18 protein-coding genes and 1 pseudogene are annotated in these 17,144 nt (G+C 36.2%); 11 read left to right on the forward strand and 8 right to left on the reverse strand.

Translation table 11 applies throughout. From position 1 onward, the window contains the following. The first annotated feature begins 96 nt into the window (after positions 1–96). Together OZX59_RS07085 and OZX59_RS07090 are read left to right on the forward strand one after the other, a co-directional pair. A complete protein-coding gene (locus OZX59_RS07085) occupies positions 97–360 on the forward strand; it encodes an AbrB/MazE/SpoVT family DNA-binding domain-containing protein (protein ID WP_277125612.1) in 264 nt (87 codons plus the stop codon). After that, positions 354–695, forward strand: coding sequence for a type II toxin-antitoxin system PemK/MazF family toxin (locus OZX59_RS07090; protein WP_277125613.1), 342 nt, complete (start codon positions 354–356; stop codon positions 693–695). The genes OZX59_RS07085 and OZX59_RS07090 overlap by 7 nt, the downstream gene beginning before the upstream one ends. A gap of 32 nt (positions 696–727) precedes the next feature. Here the strand turns inward: OZX59_RS07090 and OZX59_RS07095 are convergent, their stop codons facing one another. Next, the gene (locus OZX59_RS07095) at positions 728–967 is read right to left on the reverse strand and encodes a hypothetical protein (RefSeq protein WP_277125615.1); all 240 of its coding nucleotides are present in this window, start codon (positions 965–967) and stop codon (positions 728–730) included. A 358-nt stretch (positions 968–1,325) separates the two neighbouring features. On the opposite strand from OZX59_RS07095, the gene trpX reads away from it, so the two are divergent. The 3 genes from trpX to OZX59_RS07110 are packed head-to-tail and all read left to right on the forward strand — an operon-like array spanning position 1,326 to position 3,986. Beyond that, positions 1,326–2,330, forward strand: a complete 1,005-nt coding sequence (trpX, locus tag OZX59_RS07100; RefSeq protein ID WP_277125617.1) for a tryptophan ABC transporter substrate-binding protein — start codon at positions 1,326–1,328, stop codon at positions 2,328–2,330. After that, positions 2,327–3,229 carry an ABC transporter permease gene (locus tag OZX59_RS07105; protein ID WP_277125619.1) on the forward strand — a complete coding sequence of 301 codons (903 nt, stop codon included), beginning with the start codon at positions 2,327–2,329 and terminating at the stop codon, positions 3,227–3,229. Before trpX ends, OZX59_RS07105 begins: the two co-directional genes overlap by 4 nt. Continuing rightward, positions 3,219–3,986 carry an ATP-binding cassette domain-containing protein gene (locus tag OZX59_RS07110; RefSeq protein WP_277125621.1) on the forward strand — a complete coding sequence of 256 codons (768 nt, stop codon included), beginning with the start codon at positions 3,219–3,221 and terminating at the stop codon, positions 3,984–3,986. Before OZX59_RS07105 ends, OZX59_RS07110 begins: the two co-directional genes overlap by 11 nt. Before the next feature lie 129 nt (positions 3,987–4,115). Here the strand turns inward: OZX59_RS07110 and OZX59_RS07115 are convergent, their stop codons facing one another. Together OZX59_RS07115 and OZX59_RS07120 are read right to left on the reverse strand one after the other, a co-directional pair. Next, positions 4,116–4,718 carry a zeta toxin family protein gene (locus OZX59_RS07115; protein ID WP_277125623.1) on the reverse strand — a complete coding sequence of 201 codons (603 nt, stop codon included), beginning with the start codon at positions 4,716–4,718 and terminating at the stop codon, positions 4,116–4,118. Further along, positions 4,715–4,915 (reverse strand): hypothetical protein, encoded by a 201-nt coding sequence (locus OZX59_RS07120; RefSeq protein ID WP_277125625.1) that lies wholly within the window; start codon positions 4,913–4,915, stop codon positions 4,715–4,717. The genes OZX59_RS07115 and OZX59_RS07120 overlap by 4 nt, the downstream gene beginning before the upstream one ends. A gap of 262 nt (positions 4,916–5,177) precedes the next feature. Here OZX59_RS07120 and OZX59_RS07125 point away from each other — a divergent pair, with 262 nt between their 5' ends. Then, positions 5,178–5,459 carry a type II toxin-antitoxin system RelB/DinJ family antitoxin gene (locus tag OZX59_RS07125; protein ID WP_277125628.1) on the forward strand — a complete coding sequence of 94 codons (282 nt, stop codon included), beginning with the start codon at positions 5,178–5,180 and terminating at the stop codon, positions 5,457–5,459. Next, the gene (locus tag OZX59_RS07130) at positions 5,449–5,790 is read left to right on the forward strand and encodes a type II toxin-antitoxin system PemK/MazF family toxin (RefSeq protein WP_277125630.1); all 342 of its coding nucleotides are present in this window, start codon (positions 5,449–5,451) and stop codon (positions 5,788–5,790) included. The genes OZX59_RS07125 and OZX59_RS07130 overlap by 11 nt, the downstream gene beginning before the upstream one ends. A gap of 985 nt (positions 5,791–6,775) precedes the next feature. Here OZX59_RS07130 and OZX59_RS07135 read toward each other — a convergent pair. Next, complete coding sequence (locus tag OZX59_RS07135) at positions 6,776–7,036, reverse strand: hypothetical protein (protein WP_277125632.1); 261 nt, start codon at positions 7,034–7,036, stop codon at positions 6,776–6,778. 135 nt (positions 7,037–7,171) lie between these two features. On the opposite strand from OZX59_RS07135, the gene OZX59_RS07140 reads away from it, so the two are divergent. Then, the gene (locus OZX59_RS07140; RefSeq protein WP_277125634.1) at positions 7,172–7,447 is read left to right on the forward strand and encodes a type II toxin-antitoxin system RelB/DinJ family antitoxin; all 276 of its coding nucleotides are present in this window, start codon (positions 7,172–7,174) and stop codon (positions 7,445–7,447) included. A gap of 1,207 nt (positions 7,448–8,654) precedes the next feature. Here the strand turns inward: OZX59_RS07140 and OZX59_RS07145 are convergent. The 4 genes from OZX59_RS07145 to OZX59_RS07160 form a co-directional block, all read right to left on the reverse strand. Next, entirely contained in the window at positions 8,655–9,044 is a 390-nt protein-coding gene (locus tag OZX59_RS07145; RefSeq protein WP_277125636.1) for a type II toxin-antitoxin system HicB family antitoxin, read from the reverse strand. A 129-nt stretch (positions 9,045–9,173) separates the two neighbouring features. Further along, complete coding sequence (locus OZX59_RS07150; protein WP_277125638.1) at positions 9,174–9,401, reverse strand: hypothetical protein; 228 nt, start codon at positions 9,399–9,401, stop codon at positions 9,174–9,176. A 69-nt stretch (positions 9,402–9,470) separates the two neighbouring features. Continuing rightward, complete coding sequence (locus OZX59_RS07155) at positions 9,471–10,013, reverse strand: hypothetical protein (RefSeq protein WP_277125640.1); 543 nt, start codon at positions 10,011–10,013, stop codon at positions 9,471–9,473. Positions 10,014–10,232: 219 nt separating this feature from the next. Then, complete coding sequence (locus OZX59_RS07160; RefSeq protein WP_277125642.1) at positions 10,233–10,493, reverse strand: SemiSWEET family transporter; 261 nt, start codon at positions 10,491–10,493, stop codon at positions 10,233–10,235. Positions 10,494–10,671: 178 nt separating this feature from the next. On the opposite strand from OZX59_RS07160, the gene OZX59_RS07165 reads away from it, so the two are divergent. From OZX59_RS07165 to OZX59_RS07175, 3 genes and pseudogenes are all read left to right on the forward strand, one after another. Continuing rightward, the gene (locus OZX59_RS07165) at positions 10,672–12,945 is read left to right on the forward strand and encodes an SLAP domain-containing protein (RefSeq protein WP_277125644.1); all 2,274 of its coding nucleotides are present in this window, start codon (positions 10,672–10,674) and stop codon (positions 12,943–12,945) included. Between the two features lie 149 nt (positions 12,946–13,094). Further along, positions 13,095–14,445 (forward strand): annotated as a pseudogene (locus OZX59_RS07170) (transposase). Between the two features lie 258 nt (positions 14,446–14,703). Beyond that, a complete protein-coding gene (locus OZX59_RS07175; RefSeq protein ID WP_277125646.1) occupies positions 14,704–17,079 on the forward strand; it encodes an SLAP domain-containing protein in 2,376 nt (791 codons plus the stop codon). Positions 17,080–17,144 lie beyond the last annotated feature (65 nt).

Here is a 17,144-nt window from a genome sequence, read left to right on the forward strand (position 1 = left end):
GGTTGAAAGTTAGTTTTTTTGCTTGAATTGCAGTAAATAACGATTGCTTAATGTATCTACATAGGATATACTTCATGTAAAAGGTAGGAGACGAAAATGACTGCAATAATTGGAAAAACCCGGATTGCCCAATGGGGCAATTCCAAGGCTACTAGAATACCTAATAACATAGTTAAACAATTACATCTTAAAGAAAATCAATCACTAACAATTACCCTTAAAGATAATTCGATTGTGTTGACTCCAGAAGAAAAACAACCCAAAAATATTCATGAACTGTTTGCTAATTGGCAAGATGATGGGCAACGAGCAGAAGAATTAGATTGGGGCACATCATCAGGGCATGAACTAGAATGGTAAAACAAGGTGATATTTTTTATGTTGACTTTAAGCCTAGCAAGGGTCACGAGCAGATAAATCGGCGTCCAGCAATTGCTCTCAGTCATGACTTGGTGCAAGCCACTAGTAATATGACAATCGTTGCGCCAATTAGTAGTACGCAACGTAATTTTCCAATGTATCATACTCTAACTAGTTCGCAGAATGTGTATGGTAAAGTATTGTTAGATCAGACTATTGCACTTGATTTGCAAGCGCGTAGCATTACGCAAAATTCGATAGTCGATCGGGTTTCAAAAGCAGAATTAATTGAAATCATCGAGCTGTACAAGTTACTATTTACTGTCGATGAATAAAAAAACTAACTTTCACTGATTAAGGTGGTAAGTTAGTTTTTTTGCTTGAACTTGTCATAAATATTCAATATTAGGCAAATGATAAAGTAGATTACTAAAATGATAAACGTCACGAAAATGGTCTTCATGAACAATGCTAAATCAGTAATAAGTGTCATAATTAAAAAACTGACGTAAATAAAAAAAATAATAGACATTAAGCGATTGAGTTTACGTTCACGGTTGATGAAGTGTGCCCAATTATTATGATCTTTATGATTATTCTGCTTCATATCAGTAGTTACCTCCTAGCGAATGGTATTTATAAATTATATAATAGCGCTTGACATTAAGCAAAAATGAGATAGACTAAGAATAACTTAATTACAGAAAGGAAAAATATTATGATCAACTCATTTAACTTATTAAATGCATCTTGGCAAGGCCAGCATGATTGATCGTAATCGCGTTAGTGGCGGATACGATCTGGCAAACAGTTTGTATCCGTGCTGACTACTTTTTGAATTGACGAAGTTTGCTTGCATGGTAACAACATGCAGCAGGCTTTGATTCTCCCTTGGGCAGACCAGAGTAATTGCTGGTTTGCCTTTTTTGTTGAAAATTTTGCTCAAGATAAACAAGGAGAAACAAATGAAACGAATGATGGCATTGATTGCTGCAATTGTGGCTTTTTTAGGTTTTGACTTAGCCATTGCGCCAGCTCAAAATAATCAGCAAGAAGCAGCTAAGCCCAAAGTAGTACGAGTAGGAATCTTGCAAATGATTACCCACCCAGCGCTAAATTTAATTCATCAAGGAGTCATCGATGGTCTTAAGGAAGGTGGCTATACCCAAGGAAAGAATCTCAAGGTTGAATTCCTGAATGCACAGGGCGATCAAAGTAATCTGAAAACGATGTCGCAACAACTGGCTAATAAAAATGAAATGCTGGTAGGGATCGCTACTCCAGCAGCACAGTCACTAGCCAATAGCGCCAAAAAAGATACCCCCATTATTTTAGCTGGAATTTCTGATCCTGCTACTAGTGGTCTGGTTGAATCAGAACAGCATCCAGGTGCTAACATCACCGGTTCATCTGGTGATAATCCAGTAAATGAACAGTTAGCTTTGATGCGGCAGATTTTGCCACATGCTAAGAAGATTGGCATTATTTATACTTCGTCAGATCATGGTGGACAATCTAGTGCTAGACAATTTTACAAGGTAGTTAAAAAGGCTGGATTGACGCCTAAGATGTATACCATTGCCAATACTAATGATCTCCAGCAGGTTGCCAGCCAAATGGTGACGCAGGTCGATGCGGTTTATGCCGCTAACGATAACAATGTCGCTTCGGCGATGAAGACATTATCTGATGTGGCTAATAAGGCTAACATTCCGGTATTTCCGTGTGCTGAAACAATGATTGCAGATGGCGGAGTGGCTTCATATGCTATTAGTCAACGTGAGATGGGCCGCGTAGCAGGCAAGATGGCTGCAAAAATTTTACAAGGTAAAAATCCTGCTACTTATCCAGTTAGCAAAATTAAAAGGGGTCACTACATCATTAATGAAAAAGAAGTTCGCAAGTTGGGATTAACTGTTCCACATAAAATTATGGCCCAAGCTAAAGCGAAAGGGAGGATTATCAAATGAGTTTAATTACATCGAGTATTGGTCAGGGATTGTTATGGGCAATTCTAGGTCTAGCCTTATATCTAACTTTTCGAATTTTGAATTTTCCTGATATGACGGTTGAAGGAACCTTTCCGTTAGGAGCAGCAATTACAGTTACTGCGATTACTAAGGGATGTAGTCCAGCAGTTGCCACCTTGCTAGGTTTTTTAGGTGGAGCTTGTGGCGGTTTAGTCACTGGATTGCTTTATACCAAAGGTAAGATTCCGATTTTACTAGCCGGAATTTTGGTCATGACCGGTTGTTTATCAATTAACTTACACGTGATGGGGGGCTCGAATGTTTCTTTATTAGGACAAAAAACGCTCTTTTCAGCTAAGTTCTTCCAACAATTGCCGCGTTACTTTGATACCGTAGTTATTGGTGGCATTACAATTATTATTATCACTATCTTGGTTGCTTTATTTTTACATACTGACTTGGGACAGGCCTTCATCGTCACTGGTGATAATGAGGTAATGGCACGCTCGCTGGGCATTAATACGGATAACATGACTATTTTAGGATTGACCCTTTCTAATGGCTTAGTTGGTTTAAGCGGTGCGTTAATTGCTCAGAGTAATGGTTATGCTGATGCTAACATGGGAATTGGGATTATCGTGATTGCTTTGGCCTCAATTATTATTGGCGAAGTGGCTTTTGGCTATTTGACCCTTAATCAGCGCTTAATTGCGGTTACTTTAGGCAGTATTATTTACCGTTTTGTCTTATTAATTGTCTTACAACTAGGTTTTTCAACTAATGACTTGAACTTGATTTCAGCAATTATTTTAGCAATTTGCTTAATGTTACCGAATTTACGCCATTATTTGAAGCTAGATGGTATTTTGCACAGAGGGGTAAAACAAAATGGAAAATAAGGTTGTTCTAGAACTGGAAAATGTAACCACCGTAGTTAATCAACATACGCCAGCTGAAGCCAAGATTCTGCATGACTTTAACTTGAAGATTAATCAAGGTGACTTCATTACCGTAGTTGGTGCTAATGGTGCTGGTAAGTCAACACTATTCAACACGATTGCTGGGACAATTATCCCTAGCAGTGGTCAAATTCGTCATATTGGTCGCGAGATTAATCATGATTCGGTAGTGAAAAGAACTAAATTTATCAGTCGCGTCTTTCAAGATCCTAAGATGGGCACAGCTCCGAGAATGACGGTGGCAGAAAATATTTTATTAGCGTTAAAACGTGGGCAGCATCGCGGTTTGCACGCTCGCGGGTTAGCTGCTCACCAGTCACAATTAGAGCAATTGACTGCTACAGTTGGCAATTCGCTGACGGAGCATTTAAATACGCCAACGGAACATTTGTCGGGTGGGCAAAGGCAAACTTTGAGTTTCTTAATGGCAACGTTGAATCATCCAGACTTATTATTGCTTGATGAACATACAGCCGCCCTTGATCCCAAGACCAGTGTCAAGTTAATGGCTGAAACCAATCGGGTAATTACACAGCAGCATTTGACTTGTCTAATGATTACGCACCACTTAGAAGATGCCCTAAAGTATGGCAATCGGTTAGTAGTACTGCGCGATGGTCAAGTGGCAGAGAACATCAGTGGCTCGGCTAAGCGAACACTGACTAAAGCACAATTGCTGGATATGCTTGTGGTGTAAAGTGCTAACTATCAAAAAGCAGCAGGCATAAAAGTTTATTACCCATAAAAAGCGTGTTTCACATTGAAGTGCAACACGCTTTTTAAATTACTTAATTAATTTGGTATTTAACGATTCTATCAAGCTAAATCACTGTAAATTTAACAACATCTTATCTTTATTAATTATTTGTTTTGCCCATGGCACAGACTCATAACCATCGATAACGTCTATTTTGTTACCATCTCTCTTATAAATACGCTCAAATTTGTATGTATTATCATAAATTTCAACTGTATCAAAGTACGATATGATTTCAGATAGAGTTTTCAAGGACTTTGGATAACGTCTTTCGATTACTTTATCAGGTATACCATGACCACCTTTAACAACTCTAGCTTGTACTCTTTCCTTAGCCAATTGGGGACTACCAAGTCCTACATAGAGAAGATGGGTAATAAAGCCCTGATCTTTCGCTTTGTTAAGGATTTTTAAGTAAGAATTTTTTGAGGAAGCAAAAGTTGTTTCCATATTAAAGCTTTGATGATTTTCAATAAATGAGTAGATTCTATCTACTTCTAATCTCATTGCTTTAAAGTTTTTAGATTGATCATGCCAATCCCAATGATTATCTCTAGCTATTTCATCTGCATTAGCTCGTTTACTTTTTTTGATTTTACTTGTAGAAGCGCTATACAGCGAAGATTTGCCAGCTCCATTAATTCCGGCAAAGATATACAAGTCCAAAGTCATCTTATAAATTCTTTCGCATTAATTATTTTAGCCTGACGCAATTGAAGTGCACGATTATAAATTGTATTCCAAAACTTTTTATCTTCTGGATCGGTTGCCTCTGAGATACGCTCAGATAATTCATCATCATTTAGCTTTGCAATCCGTTTATCTAAATCTTCAGTTGCTTTAAAATTTATTTTACCCTTCGTATCCATTTTTACCCTCCGAATAAACTAATTGAATGTTGATGGGTTAATTTTATCACAAGACCAAATTCAGTTTAATCTTAAAGTTATCGAAATAATTTTAAATTCATAGATAATTCTATGAAAGTTAGATTTCTTTCTTGAAGTGTAAGATTTAGGAATAAAAATAGCTAATATTGAACAAAGTTGAGTAATTTGTGGTAGTTAATGATTATTATACACTCAAACATGATATAATAGTTAATATGCTTGGAATAGGAGATTTGAGAAAATGGTCGAAAGAGCAACAGGTAAAAAAAGATTGCAGATCCAAATGGATAGTAATCTAGTTAACGAAGTAGGACAAATTTTTGACGAATTAGGCTTATCTCCAACAACAGCAGTTACTATGTTTTATAAACGTGTAGCTGCTGAAGGAGGACTACCTTTTGATGCAAGACTAAGTCGGCATGAGAAAGCCTCTCTATCATTAGCTAATGCTGTTAAATTGCTTCCTGTACAAGAAGTGAAAACGGTAGATGAATATAATAAGTGGGTTGAAGATGACGACTAATTTCAATGTTAATGATATTGTGGACGCGTATGTCACTTATTTTGAAGGTGAGGGTGGGAAGAGAAGACCTGTCTTAGTAGTTGGAAGGGATAATGACACAGTCGATGTGCTTAAAATCACTTCTAAATATGAAGGCAAATCAAAGTCGGTAAAGGCACATCGTTATCCGTTAAAAGATTGGCAAATTGAAGGCTTAAGTAAGTCATCTTATGTGGATATTATGGCTATACAAAAATTATATATACCTGAACAGCGATATATGATTAAGCGTGGTACCATTACGGATGATGACTTGGAAGGACTAGCCAAGTTTATTACTAAGTATGCCTAAATGCATTAAGTAATTATTGTGGAGAATTCTTGAACCTATCTGTCCTTTTTAATCGGTCTAATTGAGGAATTTTAAAAACTACTAAGGCTAAAAAAAGATTACCCACAAAAAGTTGACACTAACAGTAGTTAAATTATCTAGCAAAAGTTGTAAGTCTTGTAGTAAACTAATCATATAGAAGAAAACCTCTCTGAATGTAATCTTGTTCAAACTACATTTTAACAGAAGGCAATCTTCTATTTTTTATTTTCCCCACAAATACTTTACGCTAACTAAAGGCATTTTACATGAATTGGTTGAAGCGATTAAGTTATTCAAGTAGGTGCAAATTTAGTCCAAGATTTTCTTGGCCTATTTTGTAAAAAACTTAATTGGGCTAATTGTTAAACCTGAAAAAACTAGCAAAGAAAAGGTACGCTAAGTGCTCTGGTCCCCGAAGCTAAAGCAACTAACTTAATGACATCAACTAGATTAGAACAAGTCAACTGGTATAAAGGTAGGCAATAAGGGCAAGCAAAATTTTGAAATAAAAAAAGCAGTCTTATGACTGCTCCAGGTACCTTACAAGTGACTGAACTTGCTTAGCACATCATGTGTTGCGTATTAAACACATTACCTTAGTAAAGTAAGTATATCATGATTATCAAATCTGGTAAAATAAATATGCACGTTATGTGCACCATCTTGGAAAGTTGACTGGCTTTCCGTAAAGGAGGTGAAAAAGCGTGTCAAACATATTTACCTTAGTATTGTTTTATTTGGTCTTAACTAAGACTGAGCGAATTCTTGATAAGCTTATTAAGCTTTTAGATAAGTTGCTCAAGTAAAACAGCAGAAACAGCTCGGAAAATCCGAGCTATTTTTGTAAAATAGCAAAGAAAAAGTCCGCTAAGTGCTCTGGCTCCCCGAAGCTAGAGCAACTAACTTAATAACATTGAGCGGCTAGATGGTACATTAACTAGATTAGAGCAGTTCAACTGGTATATTAATAAGTTTGTGGATGATTTTTCCAATCCTCATCAAAATCTGCTAGATTAACTACATAATTTTTAAAAGAGTTTCCTTGGATATTAAAACTCCCCCTGATAGCCCCCATTAAGTTCATTAAAATTATAAGATCGTCTTCTGTGTGTACGCGTATTTCAATAGAATTAGAACCTGTAGTTTTTTTAATAGTAGTAGTTGGAGCAACTGTTTTTAATATTGCAAAAATATCTTCTAATTCTGAATTTTTGTTGATATCCATTTTTGAGCAGCTGTGTAAATCCTTTCTAAGATATTGTTAAGCTGATGATAAGCTCATTTTATAGCTTATGCAATAAGGTTTGGAACCTTAATTCAAGCATATATCATGTAGTACAATATTATTGAGGTGAGATAAATGGCACAAACGGCAAGAATTGAAACAAGAATGGATTCGGCTATTAAGGCCAAAGCTGATGCTGAATTAAAGAAGCATGGTATGAGTATTTCTGAATTCGTTAGAATGAGTTTAACTGAGGTAGCTACTGCAGGCTTACCAGAATATTATGTTACTCCTAAGCTTAGCCCTACATTGTTGGCTTCAATTCATGAAGTAAAAGACGATATGGAAGGTAAAATTAAGTTACCAGAAGCTACTAACTATAAAGAGTTAATGGATATGTTAGATGACTAAAAGAATTCTTTGCGCAGAAAAATAATGTAAATTCTGCTTAATTTAATTTTGATGAAACTAGATAGTGTATAAAATTTGGTCTGGTCGTGTCTTTAAGGACACGATTTTCTTTTTAAAAAAATGAATTTTTACATAAAAAAAGCAGTCAATTAAGGCTGCTCCAGGTACCTACAAGTGGTCAAACTTGCATGCACGCTTTTACACTGAATAACGTGTAAACTTTTCCTGACTTAATTATATCATATTATGTTTTTCTTTTCATAGCGTAGCTTATTGAAAAGGTATAATTTTGTTTGGTAGAATAAATACGCACGCTTTTAAAGTGCGCAACTCTAGGAAAGTTTAGTCAACTTTCTTGAAAGGAGGTGAGCGCGATGAATGACGTTGTAAAACTTTTCCTAACAATTTTTTACTTAAACAAGCAACTAATCTGCTAAATGCTATAAATAGTATATTAGATAAGTTGATTAAACTACTTAAGTAATATTATTGGGAGACAGGTGGTTTTGTACCTGTCTTTTTATTATGACTAAAAGGATTCTTTGCGCAGGAAGCGAAGTAGAAAAACTAACATGATTTTTGCTTAATTCAATTTTGATAAAATTTTTTGTCTGATCGTGTCCTTGAGGACACGATTTTATTTTTTAAAAAGAAACAAAAAGTGATCCACTAGGGGATTGCTAAGCCAACACGCAAGTAAGCGACTTGCAGTGCACGTTTCTTGTGTGTCTGATGACGCACTTATATTTTCTAAGAATAGTGTATCACCTTTTTGTTAAGAGTGAAATCTTAAAGGTTTAAGTTAAATCAAGGCTAGTAAGTTACTACTGGTATAGGCTATACATATTTAGACAGATCCTTATCATAATCAGTTATCTCAATTTGATATTCAACTTTATGGGTATCGTCTGGCTGTTCTACTGTGCTAAATGTAAAATATGATCCTCAACTTCCACACCAGCCTAAAACAGTATGGAAATCTTGTAAAGAATATACGTAAATAATAACGTTATCTAAAATAGTTTCATATTTATAATCTAACGGGTTTTGAGTAATACTGTCTAAAAAACTTATTAAGTTTTTTTGTTTATCTTTGTTCATTCTTAATACCCAAATGCTGTAGTTGGCTTATTTACAGTTGGCTCCAAGGCTAGTCCTAACTTTTTATAAAAATAAGGGTAGTGATCCTTGTCAACGCAAACTCGCGTTAATTATTCAATAATTTGTTTTCTAGCGCTTCTGTCAGTAGTTGTGAAAAGTTGATTTTTTCTTTTTTCCCAAGATCAACCAGATATTCTGGAACTGAAACATTCTTTCGGATTTTCGGAGATTTGCTACGCAACCATTTTTCCATATCAACTGTAACATAAACCACTGATTCATTAGTCTCTAACTTCCAAGTACGTGGGTCTTGTGGCTTAGGATATTCTTCTCCCTCAAGCATAGTTGCAATTGCATCTTCAGCCCAATACACAGCATCTTCTAGTGTTTTTCCCTGGGTTACCATACCCTCAATATTGGGAGAACTAACGCCAAAGTAATGACCATCTTCATCATTTACTTCAGTAATAATAACTGGATAAATTAATTTTTTCATATTTTTAGATATGTCAAGGTTAAGATTATTCAAGCCCTGCTTGTTTGATCATATCTAGCCTCTTTTCTTGACTATTATAGTGTAATAGAGAAAGTAAAGCTCGACTATTTTAGCCGAGCTTTTTTAATGCTATTTAAATTTTGATGAATAATGCATGTCAGTAAACTTGTGGTGATCATATTTCTTTGTTAACTTTTTAGTTTTAAAAAGTTGATTTGTAACTTTAAAATTATTAGCTTGGGCTTTAAAAAGAACTTTATACTTTTTTCCACCTATACTTTCAGTTTTACAAGTTATTGCAAAATCATCTTTTTGAATTGGCTTTGCTAAAGGCCAGCCTAAAACTGCCCATTTCAAGCCGTTATGATGCCTCCAAGTCATTCTATATACATGAAGAAATAGTCTCTTTTTTTCACAACTTTTCTTTCAATTTTTTGACATTTGCCAAGGATATTTATGTGTTCCTTTTACATAACCATATACCGCAAAGCTACAATTTCCTGCACCACTTGTACCTAAGGGAACATTAATGGGAATACCTGAATTTCCAGCAGCTTCATGTCCTCCCCAATAGCCACTCCAACTTTTGGGGAAAAGCCAAGTTCCTTTAATCCATCCATACTTATTCCCTGTTTTAACATGATGCTTCTTAGTCTTTTTCTTCTTAGTTTTGGTTTTTGAAATAGTAGCTGTAGGAACCTTAACAGGTGCTTGTCCATTCTCAATTTCAGAAGTGTTAGCAACCGTGTTGATATTTGCTACTGATGGCTTATTACTAGTTGTAGCTGCTGAGTAAACCGGTTTAACTTCGCTAAGTGGAACATAAACTTTGTCAAAACCAATAAATTGTTGTCCGTTTATGGTCTTGATAGGTGATGAAGTAGGATAAAATTTGAACCCAGCTTTAACGGTAGCATTAGGTTGAATATTCCCATTAGCATCATATTGTGGAGAATCATGGTCTAGCAAGTAATATTATATTCAACGCTTTGTGCTGCTTGAATATTCTGTGGTGCTATTGCTATGGTTTCTATACTACTTGTGGCTAAAACTACTGACGCTAGTACTACTAATAACTTTTTCCTTTTCATCTTCTATGCGCTTTCTGTAATAATATAATAAAATCATTATACTACGCAGTTAAGTTATTTTGCTATACTTTTTATTTATTATTTTTCAATATCATAATTAAATTGCCGTGAAAAAGGCAATCAGTCCAAAGACCACACCAGCCATATTGGCCACAGCTAGTGGAATATCGCGTTCCTTTTTAAAAAGGGCATAAATCACCCATAAGAAAGTATTGATTGCGGTGGCCAGCGGTTGAATTGGATTACCTTTAGCCCCGTGCAAATTATCAATAATCTGGGGAATATAGGAAACGTACATCAAAATTCCCGTTACTGAAGCTACCCAACCTAAAATAGTAAAAAATTTATTTTCTTTCATTGTTACTTCTCCTTTGTTGCTTAATTGTATCAGGTTATATTTGTTATTAAAAAAGATTGAACTTTAAGTAGAATATATTATTTTAACCAAATTGGTGACATTTATCATCTGTTAGTTTTGTTACTTAATGTTTATAATCAAATTAATAAGAAAGCGTTTTAAAAATAGGAGGGAAATAATGACTAGTAATAAATATTATTTAGGCACGTCAATTGCAGCGGCAGTACTATTAACTTTAGGATTGACGAGTATGTCCAATGATGTTCAAGCAAGTGACATTCCGAGTGTACTTTTACAAGACAATCAACCGGGCAAGTCTGATCCACTGCTTGATGGTAAGTATGTGTCAAATGGCTATAGTGATGATGGGTTTACTTTTTTAAAGCCGACGGCAACTTCGCCTGAGCGAGAAGATTCTTATCATTTGAATGTTGATCGAGATTGGTCTAACGACTTACAGACGATTATTTACGATGAGGAAAATCAGGAATATGTCATTTATTATTTGCATACTGCAAATGTAACTAATAGTGATACGGGTAAACAACAAAATTGGGACCGTGTAACTACTAAAGATTTTATTCACTTTTCTAAACCGACTACGGCGCTAAGAGACTTAAATGGTGATATTGGCGATGCATGGAGTAGTGCATGGACAGGATCAATTATTACCAATCAAGGTCAGATTACTGGTGTGCCTAAAGGAGCTAAAGTTGCCTATTTCTCCGGTTTAAGCAATAAAGATAATCAACAAAATGTCTGGGCAGCCTGGTCCGATGACAATGGTAAAACATTTAGTTATCCATTGAACGATAAAAAGATTATTCTAGACCATTATTGGGATTGGACGTCCATTAATCGCTCTGATGAACGTGATCCAGCAGTCTTTTATTGGCAAGGTAAGCTCATGATGTACCTAGCAGAAGGTGACAATATTGGGGTCTATCAATCAAAGGATGGAATCAATTGGGCGAATGCTAAGGGAAGTCAAAAAGACAGTAAGATTCCTAGCAAGGATTTTCTTAAGGGCTTACCATTTGAAGCGCCAGTTGAATGTCCTGTAATTAGGAGTATGAAGACTACTGATGGGAAAGTAAAACAAGTTCTCTTTGTCGGATCCAAGGCTCCTGGAGCTAATCAAACGACTGGAACTTATTATACTGTTGGTCACGTAGATGATGATGGAATGTTCGTTCCAGAAACTGATGCTAAGCGGCTAGATCAGGGAACTGATTATTATGGTGCTAACTTTAGCGGTAGTGAAGATTTAGCTCATGCCGATTCTGACCTGATTACAATGGGTTGGGTTGGTAATTGGAATTATATTAACTCTGGGATTAAGGCCAATCAAAATGGTTATGCTCCTAACTCTAAGCGGCTAGGTGCCTACACTTTGGCGCGCAAGATTACCCTTAATAATGACCTAACGCTGAAAAGTGTCCCGATTACGACCGGGCTTGAAGCCGGTAAGGCTGAAAGTAAAGATGGCAAAGTAAGTGAGCAAGTAAAAGGTGAAAATGATTATTACGAGCTATTAAATTTGACTAGGCAACCCGCTAATAGTAAATATACGCTTCATTTTGCCACAAAAGATGATCAAGATTATCAAGGTGCAGTTCGGATTGAATTTACTCAAGGCAAGGATCACAATATTATCATTTTTGATCCGACTACTGGAAAGTATCGAATTGATGGTAAGAGCAGCGAATTATCAGGTGATGCAGCCAACTATTACCAGAATGGTTTGGAAAGCGGCTTAGGTTATATTAATGACTCTGGCCTAAAGAATACTAAAGACTTTGGTTTAACTGTCTATGCTGATAAGACTTCTATTGAACTGTTCTTTTCTAATGGACAAGCTGCCACAATGAGTCGCTTCTGTGTTAATAATGTTCAAGATGTAAAAATTTCAGCCCAAGATGAGCAAAAAAATAATCAGTTTGAGATTAGTTATCAGGAAGTTGGGCCTAAATTAGTAGGTTATGAAGCTAAGGTAGAACCTAATATTGAATCAAGCAGTACAACTAATGTACCTAAGCAACCCGCTAAAGAGAATGCTGTTTCTGAACCGGAGTCTCCTACAACGATTGCACAGCAAGAAACTGAAAAGACGGTGATGCATAATGCCTATGTCTATGATCAAGCTGGTAAGAAAACAGCCCAGAAAATTCCAGCAGGCAAAACGGTAAAAACTTATGGCACTAAATCAATTAACGGTAAAAAATACTATGTTTTAGCTGATGATCGGTATATAGCTGCGGGAAATATTTCTGGCACCAAGCGCAAATTAAAGCATAATGCGTATGTCTATAATCAACATGGCAAACGGACTAGAGGTAAACGTCTGAAGCGCAACAAACAGGTTAGGACTTATGGCAGTAGTGTCAAGCTTCATGGTAAAAGATATTATATAGTTGGCAAAGAGCAATATGTTAAGCAAGCTAACTTTTAAGTCTAAATTTAACTAACTGAAACTTGAAAGCTAGAAATCACCTCAAAAGAGCGTGATTTCTAGCTTTTTTGCCTAAAAAATAAAAACGCAAGCCCTCTCTGCGTTATACTTTAAATAACCAAAACTAAAGTTACAGGAGTTCTTACGTTATGAACAGTATACCGCAATTCAATCAAGAAAAGGACACTTCTTCCTTAATTTCATCTTTTACAAAATTAATTGGTCTAGCTGACTTAAGTAAACAAGTTAATTTTAAACGTCATTCTTTAGTTAGCCTGCTCATGGTAGTCAAATGGTTAATCCAATCACGTTTTGCCCGTAAATCACTGTATCGTTTTGACCAACCAGCTGAATTTACCTCTAAGACTGGCAGAAATATCCTTAATGATGGCCGCATCAATTGGCAAAAACTGCTTTGCTTAGCTGCTGCCAAACTAATTAAAGTACTTAAACCGGTAATTGACAAGCGTAGAAGACTAGCTTTGATTGTAGATGATACTTTGCTAGCACGTTCCTATTCTAAGAAAGCTGAATTACTTGCCAAAGTTTACGATCATAATGAGCATAAATATATTAATGGTTTTCGTGGCTTGACCGTTGGTTGGAGTGACGGCAATACTTTTTTTGCCAGTTAATTTTGCTTTGATGTCCACCAAGAAAAAACAAAATCTGCTTGGCAGTAAAGCCACTACAACCGATAATCGTTCTATTGCAGGCAGAAGAAGAACCCAAGCCCAAAGGCAAATGAATGATGTCACGGTTGAATTGCTTAAGCAAGCTATCAATGAAGGAGTACCAGCAGACTATGTACTGTTTGACAGCTGGTTTGCCTCGCCAAAAATGTTCTGGCAGTTAAAGCAGTTAGGATTAGACAGTGTCTCGATGCTTAAGTTGAGCAAGAAGGTATACTACCGCTATCGTGGTCGCCTTTATGATGTAAAAAGTTTGTATGAACGCTTAGCTGGCTCAAAGCTGAAAGCCAAAGATGACTATCTTTATAGTTGTGTAGTCGAGGCAGAGTATCAAGGACATAGTTTTCCTATCAGACTAGTATATGTTACTAAACGTGGTAATAAGGGAAAGTACTTGGTCTTGGCTACCACCAGATATCAGCTGCAACCTAAAGAAGTCATTCAGCTTTATGGTCGTAGATGGCAGATAGAAACCTACTTTAAAGCAGCTAAGCAATACCTAGCTTTAGATAAATCACAAATTCAAAGTTACGATGGTCAGTGCGGATATTTTGCAATTACCGCCTTAACTTATGACTTGCTGGCTTGGCAAGAGAGACAAGCAGTTGATGAGCGAACAATTGGGGATTTATTCTATTTGATGAATGATGCGTTGCCGGATTTGGCGTTTGAAGAAGCATTGGTCTACCTGCTAAGTGCCCTAAAAGCAGTTAAAGAAGAAATAACCACAGAAGTCGAGCGGATAATAAATAATTTTATTAAATTACTGCCAAGATTTATTCAAAAGCAGCTGCAGAGAAGCGTCTAAAATATAATTAAGAACCAAAAAAGCCAGACTCAATAAGGAATCTGGCTAGTTTTACTGCTTTCAAGTTTCAGTTAACTAATTAAAAAACCACTTACGATGTGTTGTAAGTGGTTTTTTAGCATTGCTGGAAATATTTGTTATTTAAAACTGCAAAAAAAGCTATTTTTAACGAAATATTTACATTTATCATCTGTAATTTTTGTTATTTAATGCTTATAATTAAATTAAAAGGTAAGCGCTTTTTATGGGAGGAAAATAGTGAATTATAATAAATATTGTTTAGGTACTTCAATTGCAGTAGCAACACTTTTAAGTTTGGGCATAGTTAGCCAGCCTAAAGCGGTTAATGCCAATGTATCAGCTAGTGTCCAGCAAAGTAAGTTAATTGCTAATGCAAATAAATCGGCAGTTTCTAATGGTTATACCGATGATGGCTTTACTTATCTAAATCCATCAGCAACGTCGCCAGAGCGTGAAAACTCTTATCATTTAAATACTGCTGATAATTGGTCAAACGACTTACAGACGATTATTTATGATCAGAAAAATCAAGAGTATGATATTTACTATCTTTATACCGGTAAGGTTATCTTAGGTAATACTGGATTTCGGCAAAATTGGCTACGAGTGACCACCAAAGATTTTGTTCATTTTAGTCAGCCAACAGTGGCAATTAAGGATTTGCATGGTGATATCGATGATACTTGGGGTAGTGCGTGGACAGGCACAATTATTACCAACAATGGTCAGATTACTGACGTGCCTAAGGGAGCTAAAGTAGCTTATTTTTCAGGATTGCGCAATAAGGATTATCAACAGAATATTTGGGCAGCTTGGTCCGATGATGATGGTAAGACCTTTAGTCATCCGCTAAATGATAAGAAACCTATTTTGGATCATAGTTGGCCTGGGGTTTCAATTGATCCGTTTGATGAACGTGACCCGGCCGTCTTTTATTGGCAAGATAAATTAATTATGTATACTGCTGAAGGCAGTAACATTGGAGTTTATCAATCAACTGATGGCCTTAAGTGGACGATGGCAAAGGCTAATCAAAAAGATAGTAAAATTCCTAGCAGCGACTTTCTCAAGGGGTTACCATTTGAAGCACCGATTGAATGTCCGGTCGTTAGAAGCATGAAAACTGCTGATGGACAAGTAAAACAAGTGCTCTTTGTTGGTGCTAAGGCTCCCAATGCTGGGCAAACAACTGGTACTTATTACACAGTGGGTCATTTGGATAAAGACGGTATTTTTGTTCCAGAAACTGATGCCAAACGATTAGATCAAGGAACTGATTATTATGGTGCTAACTTTAACGGAAGTGATGATTTGGCTCATGCCGATTCTGAACTAATTACGATGGGATGGGTTGGTAATTGGAGCTATACCAATTCAGGCATTAAAGCTAATCAAAACGGTAATAATCCTGATTCGACGCGGCTTGGCGCGTATACTCTAGCGCGTAAACTTACTCTTAATAATGACTTAACAATTGCTAACACGCCAATTACGGAGGGTCTTGAAACAGGTAATATTACAAAGAAAAGTGGCAAGGTTGGCCAACAAGCAGCTCTTCCCAATAAGTATTACGATTTGTTAAATTTGACTAAGCAGCCAGCTAATAGTAAATATAAGTTGCACTTTTCGACTAATAATGGTGCAAACTACCAAGGCAGTATCAAACTCGAATTTACTCAAGGTAAAGATCATAATGTCATCATTTTTGATCCAGCAACAGGTAAATATCGGATTGATGGCGAAAGTAGTGAGTTATCAGGTGAAGCAGCTAAATATTATCGTGATGGTTTAGCTGATGGTCGTGGCTATCTGAATGATTCTGGGTTAAAAGATACTAAGGACTTTACCTTAACGCTTTATACTGATAAAACTTCCATTGAGTTGTTTTTCTCTAACGGACAAGCAGCCACAATGGGCCGGTTTTGTGTTAATAATGTTCAAGACGTGAAGATTTCAGCTCAAGATGATCAGCAAACTAATCAGTTTGATGTCAGTTATCAAGAAGTAGGTCCCAAGTTAATTGGCTATGAGGGACAATCTAAGCCAACTTCAACAGTGCCAGATGAGCATCCCAATAATCCTGATAAACCAACTAATAATAAACCGACTTCAGTACCTGAACCAGTTTTGCCACCAATTGATCAACCAACAAGGCCTACTATAACTCAGCTGGAAACTGGTTCTAAACAGCCAATTAAAGAAGAACCTAAGCCTGATGATAAAGTAACGTCTACTAGTACTGAACCTAAGTCCAAAGCAACAAAAAAGACGGTGATGCATACCGCCTATGTCTATGATCAAGCTGGTAAGAAAACAGTACAGAAAGTCAAGGCAGGTAAAACTGTAAAAACATATGGTACTAAATCGATTAACGGTAAAAAATACTATGTTTTAGCTAATGATCAATTTTTAGCTGCAGGTAATATTGATGGCACCAAGCGCAAATTAAAGCATAATGCATATGTCTATAATCAACATGGCAAACGGATTAAAGGTAAACATCTAAAGCGCAACAAGCAGGTTAGAACTTATGGCAGCAGTGTCAAGTTGCATGGCAAACGTTACTATTTAGTTGGCAAAGAGCAATATGTTAAACGGGCTAACTTTAAGTAATAATTTATAATATGAATATGAGAATTACTTGCAGGTATTAATCAGCTTGCAAAAACTTCTTATTA

It is taken from the genome of Lactobacillus sp. ESL0681 (genome assembly GCF_029392835.1).
In the GTDB taxonomy this organism is placed as follows: domain Bacteria; phylum Bacillota; class Bacilli; order Lactobacillales; family Lactobacillaceae; genus Lactobacillus.

What these genes read in the sequence shown, in the direction of transcription:
- OZX59_RS07115 (WP_277125623.1), bottom strand. Translation starts at nt 4,718, where the DNA reads ATGACTTTGGACTTGTATATCTTTGCCGGAATTAATGGAGCTGGCAAA.
- OZX59_RS07125 (WP_277125628.1), top strand. Translation starts at nt 5,178, where the DNA reads ATGGTCGAAAGAGCAACAGGTAAAAAAAGATTGCAGATCCAAATGGAT.
- OZX59_RS07160 (WP_277125642.1), bottom strand. Translation starts at nt 10,493, where the DNA reads ATGAAAGAAAATAAATTTTTTACTATTTTAGGTTGGGTAGCTTCAGTA.
- OZX59_RS07165 (WP_277125644.1), top strand. Translation starts at nt 10,672, where the DNA reads ATGACTAGTAATAAATATTATTTAGGCACGTCAATTGCAGCGGCAGTA.
- OZX59_RS07145 (WP_277125636.1), bottom strand. Translation starts at nt 9,044, where the DNA reads ATGAAAAAATTAATTTATCCAGTTATTATTACTGAAGTAAATGATGAA.
- OZX59_RS07105 (WP_277125619.1), top strand. Translation starts at nt 2,327, where the DNA reads ATGAGTTTAATTACATCGAGTATTGGTCAGGGATTGTTATGGGCAATT.
- OZX59_RS07090 (WP_277125613.1), top strand. Translation starts at nt 354, where the DNA reads ATGGTAAAACAAGGTGATATTTTTTATGTTGACTTTAAGCCTAGCAAG.
- OZX59_RS07095 (WP_277125615.1), bottom strand. Translation starts at nt 967, where the DNA reads ATGAAGCAGAATAATCATAAAGATCATAATAATTGGGCACACTTCATC.
- OZX59_RS07140 (WP_277125634.1), top strand. Translation starts at nt 7,172, where the DNA reads ATGGCACAAACGGCAAGAATTGAAACAAGAATGGATTCGGCTATTAAG.
- OZX59_RS07120 (WP_277125625.1), bottom strand. Translation starts at nt 4,915, where the DNA reads ATGGATACGAAGGGTAAAATAAATTTTAAAGCAACTGAAGATTTAGAT.
- OZX59_RS07130 (WP_277125630.1), top strand. Translation starts at nt 5,449, where the DNA reads ATGACGACTAATTTCAATGTTAATGATATTGTGGACGCGTATGTCACT.
- trpX (WP_277125617.1), top strand. Translation starts at nt 1,326, where the DNA reads ATGAAACGAATGATGGCATTGATTGCTGCAATTGTGGCTTTTTTAGGT.
- OZX59_RS07110 (WP_277125621.1), top strand. Translation starts at nt 3,219, where the DNA reads ATGGAAAATAAGGTTGTTCTAGAACTGGAAAATGTAACCACCGTAGTT.
- OZX59_RS07135 (WP_277125632.1), bottom strand. Translation starts at nt 7,036, where the DNA reads ATGGATATCAACAAAAATTCAGAATTAGAAGATATTTTTGCAATATTA.
- OZX59_RS07085 (WP_277125612.1), top strand. Translation starts at nt 97, where the DNA reads ATGACTGCAATAATTGGAAAAACCCGGATTGCCCAATGGGGCAATTCC.